The following is a 13,877-nucleotide window of genomic DNA, read 5'->3' as shown; positions in this document are numbered from 1 at the left end:
TGATGCGGCGCGGCGAGCCGCGCTTCCTGCTCAGCCTCAGGCCGCCTTCTTGACCTGGTTGGCCAGCACCTTGCAGATGGCTTCGGTGACCGACGCGGTGGTCGCGTTGCCGCCCAGATCCGGGGTGAAGACGCCGTCCGCGGTGATCTGCTCGATGGCTGCCATCAGGCGGTCAGCCGCGGGCTTTTCACCCAGATGCTCAAGCATCATGGCCGCGGTCCAGAAGGTGGCGATGGGATTCGCCACGCCCTTGCCCGTGATGTCGAAGGCGGAGCCGTGGATCGGCTCGAACATGGACGGGAACAGGCGCTCCGGGTTCAGGTTGGCGGTCGGCGCGATGCCGAGGCTGCCGGAAAGTGCCGCCGCCAGGTCGGACAGGATGTCGGCGTGCAGGTTGGTCGCGACCACCACGTCCAGCGTATGGGGCTTCAACACCATGCGCGTCGTCACGGCGTCGACCAGTTCGCGGTCAACCTTGACGTCCGGATAGTCCTTGGCGACTTCGTAGAAGATCTCGTCCCACATCACCATGCCGAAGCGCTGCGCGTTCGACTTGGTCACCAGGGTAAGGTGCTTGCGGGGGCGCTTTTGCGCGAGCTCAAATGCGAAGCGGTGGATCCGTTCGACACCGGCGCGCGTGAAGACAGCGGTTTCCGTGCCGGTCTCGATGGGCAGGCCACGGTGGGTACGGCCGCCGTTGCCCGCGTACTCGCCTTCCGAGTTCTCGCGGATGATGACCCAGTCGATGTCCTTGCCATTGGCCAGCGGGCTCTTCACCCCTGGCAGTACGCGTGCGGGGCGTACGTTGGCGTACTGGTCGAAGCCCTGGGCGATGGGTAGGCGCAGGCCCCACAGCGACACGTGGTCGGGCACGTTCAGTGCGCCGACGGCACCAAAGAAGATGGCGTCGAACTGCTTCAGGCGTTCAAGCCCGCCTTCGGGAATGTAGTAGCCTTTTTCCAGGTAGTAGTCGGAGCTCCACGGGAAATGCTCGACGCTCAGCTTGAAGCCGCCATCTTGCCCCGCCAGGGTCTCCAGCACTTGCAAACCGGCAGAGATGACTTCCGGGCCGATGCCATCGCCAGGGATGGCTGCAATCTTGTATTCACGCATAGCGTTGCTCCTCTCATTGTTTTCCACACACCGAAGGCCGCTTTCAACCGCCAGGTATGCCGGCGCCTTCTGTGACCTAACTATCGTTGAAAACTGAGGGAGTAAGATGAACTGGATTTCAAACTAATATTAACTTGGGGTTGAAGATGGGACATCCTTCGGAACTTGCCTTCTTCGCTGGCCTGGCCAAGGCGGGCAGCCTGTCAGCGGCCGCGCGTGAGCAAGACGTCACACCTGCGGCCATCAGTAAACGGCTCGCTCAAATGGAGAAGCGGCTTGGGGTGCGGTTGCTGAACCGGACGACGCGGCGCATCGGCCTGACCGCCGAGGGAGAGGTCTACCTCGAGCACGCCCGGCGCCTGCTCGCGGAGATCGAGGATCTCGACCAACTGATCTCCAGCAGCCATGTGGCGCCGCGTGGGACGTTGCGAGTCAACGCTCCGCTGGGATTCGGGCGAACTTACATCGCGCCTGCGATATCCGATTTCGCCAAACGGTTTCCACAGATGGAGGTGCAGCTACATCTGACGGACAGGCCAATGAACCTGGGGGATGAAGGATTCGACATCGGGATACGGTTCGGCGAGATTCCGGACACACGCCTGATGGCACGGAAGATTGCTGACAACCGGCGCCTGGTCTGCGCCGCGCCCTCGTATCTGAAAGCACACGGCACGCCGGTCACGCCACACGATCTGACGCAGCATCAATGCATCGTGCTGCGCCAGAATGACTCCGCGTATGGCATCTGGCGCTTCGTCAAAGGCAAGAAGACGGAAACGGTGAAGGTTCGCGGCGCGCTGAGCAGCAATGATGGCGAAGTCACGCTGACGTGGGGCCTTGCCGGGCAAGGGATCCTGCAACGCGCGGAGTGGGACCTTGCCAAGTACCTCCGAAGTGGCCGCCTGGTCTTGCTGCTCGAAGACTATGCCTTGCCACCAGCCGACATCTTTGCCGTCTTCCCGGAGCGGCTGAACATGTCGGCCAAGGTCCGGGCGTTCCTCGACTTCCTGGTTGCCCACTTTGAAGGGAAACTGCTTAGGGCACGTGGGGGTACCTCTTCCTGGTAGACGGCTGGCCACGCGCAGTCATCCGGACAGACTACGGCCGCCTTGGCAGACCTCCACGTCAGATGTGGGCGAGCACATTGATCAGTTTGCCAAATGGGTCGCGAACATAGAAGCGCCGCACGGCCCACGGCTCGTCAGAGTTGTCGCTGTGGAAACCACGGATGGGCATTTTGAGTGGCTCGCACAAATGGTTCCCCATCGATTCGCCCACTCCTCGCAACAGTGAATTGCAAACCGAGGGTTTTCCCTTGGCGCGACGTTGGCGTAGATTACTTACTCCAATCGGCCTTGCCAAGGAAGCGAACGTCATGCGACTCACACCCGAAACCCTGCTCCCGACCCAACACGTGACGACGGAAGACGTCGTCACGGCTATCCGTCACCAGGACATCGTCGAGGCCTACACGGCAACGAGCGCTTCGCAACGTGTCGCCGTGCTCCACATGCTCTACCCGCGCACCGACGCCCGCACGCATCGCAGCCTCGACGCGCTTGTCAACGCGCTGCACGTGCATGGCCTGCACCAGGTCGCGGACATGGTGGAGAAGGAAGCGCATTACCTGGTGTTCAAGGACCCCGCCAAGGCCTGGAAGGCGCTGCACGAGATCCGCCATGACTCGCTCGCGATCGGCGTGCACCTCTATTACAAGGGGCAGTCCGGCGCGGCGGCCGAGGCTGCGCTGGATGTGGATGCGCATCGCGCGGGCTAATGGGTTGTTGCCCTTGTCGCCAGTCCAGCGAATATCCTCTGGCAATTTGCTCGCCCCGCTGCTTTAGTCCGGCTTGACTACGGGCGCCACCGCGTCCGGCTGCGCGCCGGGGCTTTGCCACGCGGCGCCCTGGCCGGCTGTGGCGGCAGTGCCGCTTACCGAGTAAAGCGCGCCGGGCGCGTTGCGGGTCTTCTGGAAATCCGCGAGCGACTCGCCGCGCATGGCGGCGTAGATATGGAGATTGGAGACGCCGCTGACCGCGCCGAGCTTCTCCAGCAGGAAGAAGATCACGCCGTAGTGGATCATCCCGCGCCAGTCGCGCTGTGAGATGAGGTCGCGCTCCTGCGCGGTGAGTCCGGATTCGTCGTACGTGGCGGCGGGATCGGCCAGGAAGCGGACGCGGAAGTCCGGCTGCACCAGCTGATGCAGGTAGCGGTTGATGCGGTAGGCCCGCACGCTGGTTTCCAGCGTGAAGGGATACGTGCCTTCCAGCGCTTCGATGCCGCGCAACTGGTGCCCGATATGCTCGCGCTGGCGCTCGGCGCGCGCCGCCACGCGCTCGGGGTCCGTGCAGGCTTGGTTCTCGTAGACGGCCACGGCGATGCCGGTCATGGAGGGCAGGTAGTAGTCGCGATGGATGCAGCGGATGGCGTTGGACATGGCGCCGCGCATGACCATCCACATCACCACCTCGGCGCTCTCGAAGCCGCCCAGCTTGGCGTAGTCGGCGTGGGTGAGTTCCAGCAGCGCCTCAGGGTCGGATTCGAACAGATCCAGGAAGCGGTGATCCCACGCGGTGTTGTTGAAGCCGGCGCGTTCGCCATGCACCTGGTGCGAGAGCCCGCCGGTGGCCACGATGGCCACGCGCAGGTCTTCCGGGTAGCTCTCGATGGCGCGGCGCAGCCCCTGCCCCAGCTTGTAGCAGCGGCGCGCGGACGGCGCCGGGAACTGCAGCACGCCGACTTGCAGCGGCACGATCTTGACAGGCCAGCCCTCGCCGTGCGGCAGCAGGACCGACAAGGGCGAGAAGCAGCCGTGGTCGAGCGCCTTGTCCTGGAAGAAGGACATGTCGAACTCATCGGCCATCAGCGATGCGCCGATGTGCCTGGACAAACCAAGATGGCCACCGATGGCGGGCAGCGCGCGCGGGCCGCCGCCTTCATCGGCCGCGGCGTAGGACTCGCCGACCCCGAGCGCGAATGCCGAGTAGTGGTCGAAGAAGAAGGATGTCACGTGGTCGTTGTAGACCATGACCAGGACATCCGGCCTGGCTTTGGCCAACCATTCGCTGACCGGCGCGTACGCGGCAAAGATCGGAGCCCAGGCGGGATCCTGCTGCTTGCCCGCATCCAGCGCGAAGCCGATGGTGGGCGTGTGGGATGACGCGATGGCGCCGATGATAGTGGCCATGTTAACGACTCAGGCGGGTACGGCGCGTTGCTGCACCTTGGTGGAAATGATCGATATCGCGGCCATGGCCGCGGGGACGGCAAGGATGGCAATGACCGCGCTGAAGCCCCAGCCCAGGCCGAGCAGCACGCCGCCAGCCATGGACCCGGTGATGCTGCCGAAGCGGCCGATGCCCAGCATCCAGCTCACGCCGGTGGCGCGCACCGGGGTGGGATAGCACCCGGGGGCGAAGGCGTTCAGGCCGGTCTGTGCGCCGCTCATGCAAAAGCCCGCCATCAGCACGTAGAAGGCAAACAGCGTGGAGCTCACATTGCCCGAGGCCAGCAGGAGAATCCATGCTGCGCCGCAAACGTAGGCAAGCGCGATGACCTTGTTGGCGGCGCGGCGGTCCATGTAGAACCCGACCACGAGTGCGCCAACAGTCCCGCCCAGCTGGAAGAGCGCGGTGAGGTTGGCGGCGCGCTCGATCGGCAGTCCTGCGTCCTTGATCAGGGTCGGCAGCCAGCCGCTGAGCAGGTAGATCACCAGCAAGCCCATGAAGTAAGTGAGCCACAGGGACAGTGTGATCCCACGGTAGCCGGGCGACAAGAGCGTGCGCACGGGTTGCGAGGTGGGCACCGGCGGCTCGCTGATGGTGAACTCGGTATTGTCCGCAATGTTGCCCCCGCACACGCGGCGCAGGGTACGGGCGATCTTCTCCGGGGCCGCTTTGCGCACGGCCATGAAGCGCACGGATTCCGGAATCAGCAGCATGTAGACCGGCAGGCAGATCAGCGGCAGCGCGCCGCCCACCATCAGCACCGTGCGCCAGCCGTAGTGCGGCAACAGCGCGGCGGCGCCGAAACCGACCAATGCGGAGCCCAGGTTGAAGCCGGTGAACATGGCGGCCAGCAGCGTGCTGCGGGAGCGTTCCGGCACGTATTCCGAGAGCAGCGTGGTGGTGCTGGGCATGGCCGCGCCCAGGCCTAGGCCCGTGAGCAAGCGCAGCAGCGACAACGTCACGATGCCGTCGGAAAACGCGCTCAGCAGGTTGAACGAACCAAACAGCGCGATGGAGCCGATCAGCAGCTTCTTGCGGCCAAAGCGGTCGGAGAGCGGGCCGACCAGCAGCGCGCCGATGGCAAGGCCGAGCGGCGCAGCGCTCATCACGACGCCGAAGCTGGCACGGGAGATGCCCCACTCGCGCGTGATGTCCGGGGCGAGGAAGCCCATGATGGCGACATCCATGCCGTCGGTGGCGACGATCAGGAAGCATAAGCCGAGCAGCAGCCACTGGTAGCTCGACATTTTTCTATCATTGATGTGGGCTCGGATATCGAGCCGGGGCCGTGCAGTCATGCCGTCTCCTGGTGAACCCGAACGCGGGTTCTTATCGTTCATCTGACTAATGGCCAGAATCGCCATGCTGGGTGTGGGCGCCAGCGCAACGTTCATGGCAAGGCTAGTCTACGATCCGGGCGGTCTGCATGTATTGCTTTCGGCTGGCGGGGCGTTGCCATCTGCTTATCGATGCACGGGCGGCTAGCGCCGCGGCACCGGCTGCGGCGTGGACTTCAGCGCCAGGCCGCGCTGCAGGTGCGCAGCTCGGCAAGCAGCGCGTCGGCGCCGGGCGAGAGCCGAGCGCCCGCGCGGGTCGTGATGCCGATGGGGCGGCTCGCGCCGGGTATGGGGAGATCGAGCACGCAGAGCGATCCCTGCTCGATCTCATAATGAAGCTGGTGGGCAGACAAGGCAGTGATCATCTCGCCGCGCAGCAGCAGGCCGCGCAATAAAGCCAGGTCTCCGGTTTCCACGAAGGGTTGCGGCAAGGGCCGTCCCTGTTGCACAAAGTAGCCGTCCAGCGCCTCGCGCAGCGGTGAGCGGGCACGGGAGAGCACCCACGGGTAGGCCTCGACATCGCGCAGGGTGAGCCGCCGCCTGGATGCCAGCGGATGGTCGGCACTGGCAATCAGCGCCATCCGGTCCTCGAACAGCGGCTCCATCGCCAGACCCTGGGCGGAGCCCGGCCGCAAGGCGCCAAGGATCAGGTCGATGCGCCCGCTGAGCAGCCCCGCGGTCAGTTCCTCATAAGGACTCTCGAGCGAGCGAAAGCGCAAGCGCGGGTGGCGCGCGTGCAGCCCGGCGATGGCGGCCGGCAGCAGTTGGGTGCGGCCGAGCGGCAGCGCGCCCACCGTGACCACGCCCTCCAGCACCCCGCTCAGTGCGGCCACGTCGGCCTTGATATGGCGCAGTTCCGCCAGCACGCGCTCGAACCGCACCATCCAGCGGTCGCCCGCGTCCGTGGGAATCATGCCGCGCGCGGTGCGCAGGAACAGGGGCTGCCCCAGTATCTCCTCCAGCCGCGCCACCGCCTGGCTGACGGCGGATTGCGAAATGCCAAGCACCGCGCCCACGCTGGGCATGTGGTGTGCCTCGGCCAGCATGGTGGCGACTTCCAGCCGGCGCTCGTTGTAGAGCGATTCGAGGCTGGCGACAGCGCCGCCATGCCGGCTGCGCAGGCGCATGGCTTCGTCCCGGACCTCTCTGAGGATGGCGTCGATCTGCTGCACGCGGAGCAGCACTTCTTCTCCGGCGCGGGTCAGCAGCATGCCCCGCCCTTTGCGCTCGAAGAGCTCTACCTCCAGGCTGCTCTCCAACGCGCTGACCGAGCGCGCGATCGCTGACGACGCGCGGTGCAGCGTCTCCGTTGCGCGCCGCACGCCGCCTGCGGCAGCCACGCCGGCAAACACATAAAGGTGATGCAAGCTGATCGGGGGGAGATCCATCGGGTGCCTGAGTTTCGCCTTCGTTGTGCTTTCGGTTCGCCAAGCCAATAAGAAGATTGGAACACTGGCCGGGTCAGAAGGCAACCCGCCGCAAGGGCTTAGCGCCAATACTCGCCCATCATCGACGTACGCGGATCGTGTTCCATGAATGACCTCATCGCTTCGGATCTCATGCCGGTACCGTGCATCCTGATGCGTGGCGGCACGTCTCGCGGCCCCTTCTTTCTCGCCGCGGATCTGCCTGCGCAAACCCCTGCGCGGGACCGCGTGCTGCTGGCCGCCATGGGCTCGCCGGATCCGCGGCAGATCGACGGCCTGGGTGGCGCGCATCCGTTGACCAGCAAGATTGGCATCGTGGGGCGCGGCGTGCCGGGCGAGGCCGATCTGGAGTTTCTTTTTGCGCAGCTCCAGCCCAGGACGGATACGGTGGACACCACGCCCAACTGCGGCAACATGCTGGCCGCCGTGCTGCCGTTCGCGGTGGAGCGCGGCTTGCTCAAGCCTTCCGGCGATGTCACCCGTGCCCGGGTGCTCACCCGGAATACCGGGATGGTGTGCGACATCACCATGCAGACGCCGGGCGGCAAGCCGCACTACGCAGGCGATGCACGCATCGATGGCGTGCCCGGTACGGCCGCGCCCATCGTGATCGATTTCCTGGATACGGCGGGGTCCGTCTGCCCTGCCCTGCTTCCCAGCGGCAATGCGCTGGACCGGTTGACGGTCAGCGACGCTGCCACCGGCAAGACGATCACCGTGGACGCGACGCTCATCGACAACGGCATGCCGATGGTGCTGTTGCGCGCCAGCGATCTCGGGCGCTCCGGCTATGAAAGCGTGCAAGCCCTGAACGAAGACGCGCCGCTGAAGGCCACGCTGGAGGCGCTGCGCCTGGAAGCAGGACATCGCATGGGACTGGGCGACGTCACCGCCAAGAGCTATCCCAAGATGTGCCTGATCGCCCCGCCGCGTGCCGGCGGCAGCGTTGCCACACGCTGCTTCATTCCGCACGTTTGCCACGACGCCATCGGCGTGCTGGCGGCCGTGACGGTGGGCACCGCTTGCGTCCTGCCCCAAACGGTAGCGCAAGGCATCGCCGACATCTCCGGCAGCGGCCCAGTCCATGCCATCAGCGTTGAACACCCCACCGGCGAATTCACCGTCGAGCTGGAAATCGATCCCACGCGGCCGAACACCATCGCGCGCAGCGCGCTGGTTCGCACCGCCCGACCCATCATGCGCGGCGAGGTCATGATCCCCGCCGCTGCATGGCCTGCAAACTGAACGTACACGCTTAGCACACGTCATTATGATCATCGATTGCCACGGGCATTTCACTACCGCGCCGAAGGCGCTGGAAGACTGGCGCAAGCAGCAGATCGCCAACCTTGCCTCGCCCAGCCTCGGCCCCTCTGCGTCAGATCTGCATATCAGCGACGATGAGCTGGTCGAAGCCATCTCCTCCAACCAGCTGCGGATGATGCGGGAGCGCGGCTCCGATCTCACCATCTTCTCGCCACGCGCATCGTTCATGGCGCACCACATCGGCAACTTCGAAACCAGTGCCACGTGGTCGAGCCTGTGCAACGCGTTGTGCTACCGGGTCGCGGAACTGTTCCCGGATCACTTCGTGGGTGCGGCCATGCTGCCGCAGTCGCCGGGCGTGGACACGCGCACGTGCCTCGCTGAACTCGAGCGTTGCATCGTCGAATACGGGTTCGTGGGCGTGAACCTGAACCCCGATCCTTCGGGCGGCCATTGGACCTCGCCGCCGCTGTCGGACCCGTACTGGTATCCCATCTACGAGATGCTGGCCGCGTATGACGTGCCGGCGATGATCCATGTCAGCACCAGCTGCAATGCGTGCTTTCACACGACCGGCGCGCACTACCTGAACGCGGATACCACGGCCTTCATGCAATGCCTGACCAGCGATCTGTTCAAGCGGTTTCCCACGCTGAAGTTCGTGATTCCGCACGGGGGCGGCGCGGTGCCTTATCACTGGGGGCGCTTCCGTGGCCTGGCGCAGGAGCTGAAGCTCCCTGAGCTTGAGGCGTATCTGCTCGGCAACATCTTCTTCGATACGTGCGTGTATCACCAGCCCGGCATCGACCTGCTCACCCGCGTGATCCCCGTCGACAACATCCTGTTTGCCTCCGAGATGATCGGCGCGGTACGCGGCATCGATCCGCGCACCGGCCACCACTATGACGATACGCGCCGCTACGTGGACCAGGCGGGCCAGCTCACGCCGCAGGAGCGCCACAAGATCTTCGAGGGCAACGCCCGCCGCGTGTATCCCCGCCTGGACGCCCGGCTCAGGGCCCGCGGACTCTGACACTGAGAACATAAGGAGACTGTAGTGAATCCCTCTCAAACCCAGCTTGGCGTGGTCCGGCGCCATATCGAACGGGCGCATCCCGAAACGGTGGCACGCCTGTCTCGCTTCGGCGTGGCGACCGTGCACGAAGCGATGGGCCGCCTTGGCCTGATGAAGCCGACCATGCGCGCGGTGTATGCCGGCGCGGCCACGTGCGGCCCGGCCGTCACGGTACTGCTGCAGCCCGGCGACAACTGGATGCTGCATGTGGCGGCCGAGATGATCCAGCCCGGCGACGTGGTGGTCGCCGCCTGCACGTCGGACAGCACGGACGGCTTCTTCGGCGACCTGCTGGCCACGTCCTACCGGGCGCGCGGCGCCAAGGGCCTGGTCATCGATGGCGGCGTGCGCGACGTCAAGGACCTGACCGCGATGGACTTCCCCGTATTCAGCCGCGCCGTGCACGCCAAAGGCTGCGCGCGCGCCACGCTGGGCTCGGTCAACGTGCCGGTGGTGTGCGCGGGCGCCTTCGTCAATCCGGGCGACGTGGTGATCGCCGACGACGACGGCGTGGTGGTGGTGCCCGCGGCCTGCGCCATGGCCGTGGCCGAGGCTGCCGAAGCGCGCACGGCCAACGAAGCCGCAAAACGGGAGCGCTTCGCCGCCGGCGAGCTGGGACTCGATATGTACAACCTGCGCGACGCCCTGGCCCGCGCCGGACTGCAGTACCTGGATTGAGCCAACCGCCCGCAACCCGCGGGCTCTGACAAGAAGAAAGGAGGAGTCAACATGAGAAAGCTGCGCCCCTTAGCGCTTGCCTTGTTTTGCACGCTGCCGGCTTGGGCCTCGGCCCAGTCCGTCACGCTGTACGGCGTGGTCGATACCGGTGTCGAGTACGTGAATCACATCGGTGCCGCCAGCAACAGCGTCACGCGCATGCCGAACCTGAGCGGCACGGTGCCGTCGCGCTGGGGCCTGCGTGGCACCGAGGACCTTGGAGGCGGGTTGAAAGCGAACTTCGCACTGGAGTCCGGCTTCGGGCCGGATACGGGGGCGTCCAACCAGGGGGGACGGCTGTTCGGACGCCAGGCATGGGTGGGGCTGAGCAACAACTGGGGCCAGATCAGCTTCGGCCGCCAGTACACCATGCTGTTCTGGGCGATGCTGGACTCCGACATCCTGGGGCCGAACGCCTATGGCTCCAGCTCGCTGGACAACTACTTCCCCAACGCCCGCGCCGACAACGCCGTTGCCTACAAGGGCAAGTTTGGCGGGCTGACGGTGGGCGCCACGTACAGCTTTGGCCGCGACACGGTCAACGCGGGGCCGAGCCCTTCCGGCACCAACTGCGCCGGCGAGAATGCCGCTGACAGCAAGGCTTGCCGTGAGTGGTCCGCCCTGCTGCAGTACGAAACCAACTGGTGGTCCGTCTCCGCCGGGTACGACTCGCTGCGCGGCGGGCCCGGCGCATTCGGCGGGCTGACCAACAGCAACTTGAAGGATGACCGCCTGGTCCTGGGTGGTTACGTGCTCGCCGGCAACGCCAAGGCGGGCCTGGGCTGGGTCGCCCGTCGCAACGAGGCGCTGACGGCGTCGCGCAGCAACCTGTATTACGGCGGCGTGTCCTACGATGTCACGCCCACGGTGAATGTCGCGGGCGAGCTGTATTACCTGAAGTACCGCAACAGCGCGGACAAGGCATGGCTGGGTGCCCTGCGCGCCAGCTACGCGTTCTCCAAGCGGACCTCGGTGTATGCCACGGCCGGCTATCTCGCCAACGGTGGGCAATCGGCGCTGTCGGTGAGCAGTGCGGGCACGGGTACGGCACCTGCTCCGGGCGGTAAGCAGTTGGGTTCGATGGTTGGCATCAAGCATATCTTCTGATGCTTAGTGCCCCCGCGCTGCGCCGGGGGCATCCACGATCTCCACCGTCAGCCCGGATGACCGCTCTGAACAGGGTGAGCGGTCTCGTTGCGCATCCATTGGCTAAACGCCAGGATGCGAGGGTCCTGGCTGCTGCGCTCCGGATAGACGAGATGATAGGCATACTCAGGCGCTATGCTGACGCCAATCTCGAATAGCCGCACCAACCGGCCCTGGGACAGGTCATTGGCAATCATGGGCAGTTCCACCAGGCCAATCGCGGCGCCGTCGATCACGGCCTGCACGACATGGCTCGAATCGGAAAACGCAACGCACCGGCTGTCGTCAAAATCATCGACGCCGGCGGCGGCCATCCACATGCGCCAGTCGGGCCAGACCATGCCGTCGACCGGGCAGTCGACATAGCACAGCGTGTGGCCGAACAAGTCTTGCGGTGTTTGCAGCCTGAAACCGGCCTCGCGCAGTTTCGGGCTGCAGATCGGGACGACGACGGTGTCGAACAGCCGGTCCGAGCGCGCTCCCTCAACGGATCCGGCGCCAAAGCGGATCGCGATATCGATATCGTCCACGTCGAAATCCCGTACCTGATCGGAAATATCGAATATGAGTTCCAGCGTGGGGTTCGCCGCCCTGAACCGTGCAAGCCTGGGCAGCAGCCAGTTGGTGGCGAACACCGCGCCTAGCGAGACGCGCAGATGTGCCGGCCCCCGCGCCATTCTCCGGGCCCGGCTGGTGGCTCGCTGCAGGGTGTCGAGCGCGTCGGCAGCCGCCTCGAACAGTACGGCGCCGGCCGGCGTCAGCTGGATGCTGCGGCTGGTGCGCGCGAACAGGGTAATGCCCAGCTGGTCCTCGATCTCCTTGATCTGGTAGCTGACCGCCGCCGGCGTCAACCCCACCTCCTGCGCCGCGCGCGTGAAGTTCAGGTGCCGCCCGGCCGCCTCGAAGGTCCTCAGTGCTCGTGTTCCCGGCAGCATTCGCCTCATCGATCTTCAAGCCGTATTTAATGATCCAGCAAGAAATACTCGTTTCTCAAAGCCCGGTCAATAGCAGATAGTTGCGGCAATCCATGCGCATGGGTGCGGGACGCGCCCCTCGCCAAGCCCGTTCCACGCAACTACCCGAGTGAAGCCTGTCCATGTCAGCTAGCCAGTCTTCTTCTATCGTTCAACGCAATGGCCTGCCGGCTACCATCGAAGCGTTGGCACCTCTCGCCTTGGCGGGCTATGCGCACTTCACCGCGATGCAGGTGCGTGGAGGCCGGGTCCGTGGCTTGGATCTCCACCTCGAGCGGCTGAGCGTGGCCTCGATGGCGCTGTTCGGTCGCGCATTGGCCGACGATCAGGTGCGCGCCTATCTGCGCGCGGCGCTGGCGTGCGCGCCAGCGGACGTCTCGCTGGTAGCCACGGTGTACTCGCCGGCGGGTGAGTTCACCGTGGCCGGCGCGGATGTCGAGCCGGAAGTACTGGTCCGTACCGGGCCGCCCGCGTCCGGCCCAAGGGGCCCGCTAGCATTGGCGACTGTCGCCCACGAACGGGTGCTGCCAGCCCTGAAGCAGGTTGGCGAAGTGGCCAAGACGTATTTCCTCCGTCAGTCCGTCGGGCAAGGTTTCGACGATGCCGCTTTCGTTGACCGTCAGGGGCGCCTGAGCGAGGGAACGATCTGGAACCTGGTCTTCTGGGACGGCGAAACGGTAGTGTGGCCCGAGGCCGAGATGCTGGCCGGCACGACCATGGGCATCGTCCGCCAGCAACTGGATCGCCTCGGTTTCCGTCAGCGCGTGCAGCCCGTGACGCCCGCCGACCTGCCTGGCCTGGCCGGGGCGGCGGTGATGAACTCCTGGACGCCGGGGGTGACGGTAAGCCGGATCGGTTCCGTGGCCATCCCTGAGACGCCGAGCTTCCTGGCGCTGCTTCACCGGGCCTATCAGATGGAAGAACCTGTCTTGCCGTAAGAGCCGGCGGTGGCCGCACGCTCACTGCATGCGCTTGGGCAATGCCGCCACCAACGCATCGACGGCGAGACGGACCTTGCGCGGCAAGTTGGCAAGATCGTGGTGACGGTTTGATGGAACGCCGTCGCCGATGATTGCCCATTGTCGCGGATTGCGGTTGAATGACGCCGTTGAGGTCTACGTCGCCCGCCGTGGCAGTGGCTTGTGGTCAGCACGCGAGCATTGCCTCGGACCAGCTTACCTGCGGGAGGGCTGACAGTTGACGTCCTCCCCGTCCTAAAGGACGGGGATTCCTACTACTAGCGATGCACGTCCGCATCGGAGAATGTTTAGCGCGGCATTGGTATCGCGATCATGTACAACTCCGCAGCTGCTGCAAGTCCACTCTCTTATTCGCAAGCCTGCGATACCTTTCGGCCGCGTTGTGCTGTCATTGGAACCGCACGACGAGCAGGCTTGGGTAGAACCGCTTTCGTTCACTTCTTCGAACGTGGCGCCGTGCGCAATCGCTTTGTAACGGAGCTTGTCTCGGAAGGACGACCAGGACGCGTCATAGACGCTCTTTGCCATCCTGGTTCTGGCAAGTTTAGAGGCGGACACATTGCCAACCGCGATGTAATCGAACCGGCGCACTATATCGAGCGCAAGTTTGTG

At 65.2% G+C, this 13,877-nt stretch carries 13 protein-coding genes and 1 pseudogene; 7 read left to right on the top strand and 7 right to left on the bottom strand.

Annotated elements, in window-relative coordinates; genetic code table 11:
- Positions 1-36: 36 nt before the first annotated feature.
- Positions 37-1,113, bottom strand: a complete 1,077-nt coding sequence (locus ACGLHR_RS17345; RefSeq protein ID WP_318237763.1) for a tartrate dehydrogenase — start codon at positions 1,111-1,113, stop codon at positions 37-39.
- Between the two features lie 146 nt (positions 1,114-1,259).
- Between ACGLHR_RS17345 and ACGLHR_RS17340 the strand changes: the two genes are divergently transcribed.
- Positions 1,260-2,183, top strand: coding sequence for a LysR substrate-binding domain-containing protein (locus ACGLHR_RS17340; RefSeq protein ID WP_267606489.1), 924 nt, complete (start codon positions 1,260-1,262; stop codon positions 2,181-2,183).
- 58 nt (positions 2,184-2,241) lie between these two features.
- Here the strand turns inward: ACGLHR_RS17340 and ACGLHR_RS17335 are convergent.
- Positions 2,242-2,322 (bottom strand): annotated as a pseudogene (locus ACGLHR_RS17335) (glyoxalase); the annotation flags it as partial.
- A gap of 169 nt (positions 2,323-2,491) precedes the next feature.
- Between ACGLHR_RS17335 and ACGLHR_RS17330 the strand changes: the two are divergent.
- Positions 2,492-2,893: a hypothetical protein gene (locus tag ACGLHR_RS17330; RefSeq protein WP_400095469.1), complete on the top strand. Its 402-nt coding sequence runs from the start codon at positions 2,492-2,494 to the stop codon at positions 2,891-2,893.
- A 63-nt stretch (positions 2,894-2,956) separates the two neighbouring features.
- Here ACGLHR_RS17330 and ACGLHR_RS17325 read toward each other — a convergent pair whose 3' ends face one another.
- From ACGLHR_RS17325 to ACGLHR_RS17315, 3 genes are all read right to left on the bottom strand, one after another.
- The gene (locus tag ACGLHR_RS17325) at positions 2,957-4,303 is read right to left on the bottom strand and encodes a gallate dioxygenase (protein WP_400095468.1); all 1,347 of its coding nucleotides are present in this window, start codon (positions 4,301-4,303) and stop codon (positions 2,957-2,959) included.
- 9 nt (positions 4,304-4,312) lie between these two features.
- Positions 4,313-5,641 (bottom strand): MFS transporter, encoded by a 1,329-nt coding sequence (locus ACGLHR_RS17320; RefSeq protein WP_400095466.1) that lies wholly within the window; start codon positions 5,639-5,641, stop codon positions 4,313-4,315.
- Positions 5,642-5,856: 215 nt separating this feature from the next.
- Entirely contained in the window at positions 5,857-7,068 is a 1,212-nt protein-coding gene (locus tag ACGLHR_RS17315) for a LysR family transcriptional regulator (RefSeq protein ID WP_400095464.1), read from the bottom strand.
- Between the two features lie 144 nt (positions 7,069-7,212).
- On the opposite strand from ACGLHR_RS17315, the gene ACGLHR_RS17310 reads away from it, so the two are divergent.
- From ACGLHR_RS17310 to ACGLHR_RS17295, 4 genes are read left to right on the top strand one after another with little or no spacing between them, the layout of a single operon-like run.
- Positions 7,213-8,352 carry a 4-oxalomesaconate tautomerase gene (locus tag ACGLHR_RS17310; RefSeq protein WP_400095462.1) on the top strand — a complete coding sequence of 380 codons (1,140 nt, stop codon included), beginning with the start codon at positions 7,213-7,215 and terminating at the stop codon, positions 8,350-8,352.
- A gap of 25 nt (positions 8,353-8,377) precedes the next feature.
- On the top strand, positions 8,378-9,406 hold the full coding sequence (locus tag ACGLHR_RS17305; RefSeq protein WP_400095461.1) for an amidohydrolase family protein: 1,029 nt from the start codon (positions 8,378-8,380) through the stop codon (positions 9,404-9,406).
- A gap of 24 nt (positions 9,407-9,430) precedes the next feature.
- Positions 9,431-10,126 carry a 4-carboxy-4-hydroxy-2-oxoadipate aldolase/oxaloacetate decarboxylase gene (gene ligK / locus ACGLHR_RS17300; RefSeq protein ID WP_400095460.1) on the top strand — a complete coding sequence of 232 codons (696 nt, stop codon included), beginning with the start codon at positions 9,431-9,433 and terminating at the stop codon, positions 10,124-10,126.
- Between the two features lie 51 nt (positions 10,127-10,177).
- The gene (locus tag ACGLHR_RS17295) at positions 10,178-11,272 is read left to right on the top strand and encodes a porin (protein WP_400095459.1); all 1,095 of its coding nucleotides are present in this window, start codon (positions 10,178-10,180) and stop codon (positions 11,270-11,272) included.
- A 47-nt stretch (positions 11,273-11,319) separates the two neighbouring features.
- On the opposite strand, the gene ACGLHR_RS17290 is transcribed toward ACGLHR_RS17295, so the two are convergent.
- Positions 11,320-12,255: a LysR substrate-binding domain-containing protein gene (locus ACGLHR_RS17290; RefSeq protein WP_267604171.1), complete on the bottom strand. Its 936-nt coding sequence runs from the start codon at positions 12,253-12,255 to the stop codon at positions 11,320-11,322.
- A 152-nt stretch (positions 12,256-12,407) separates the two neighbouring features.
- Here ACGLHR_RS17290 and ACGLHR_RS17285 point away from each other — a divergent pair, with 152 nt between their 5' ends.
- A complete protein-coding gene (locus ACGLHR_RS17285) occupies positions 12,408-13,223 on the top strand; it encodes an aminotransferase class IV family protein (protein WP_400095458.1) in 816 nt (271 codons plus the stop codon).
- Positions 13,224-13,499: 276 nt separating this feature from the next.
- On the opposite strand, the gene ACGLHR_RS17280 is transcribed toward ACGLHR_RS17285, so the two are convergent.
- The coding region (locus tag ACGLHR_RS17280) for an RNA-guided endonuclease InsQ/TnpB family protein (RefSeq protein ID WP_400095457.1) at positions 13,500-13,877 on the bottom strand (378 nt) is incomplete at its 5' end.

It is taken from the genome of Cupriavidus sp. CuC1 (genome assembly GCF_044627735.1).
Classification (GTDB): domain Bacteria; phylum Pseudomonadota; class Gammaproteobacteria; order Burkholderiales; family Burkholderiaceae; genus Cupriavidus; species Cupriavidus ulmosensis.
The sequence above is the reverse complement of the archived record's forward strand: the minus strand, read 5'-3'. Positions and strand labels throughout refer to the sequence as shown.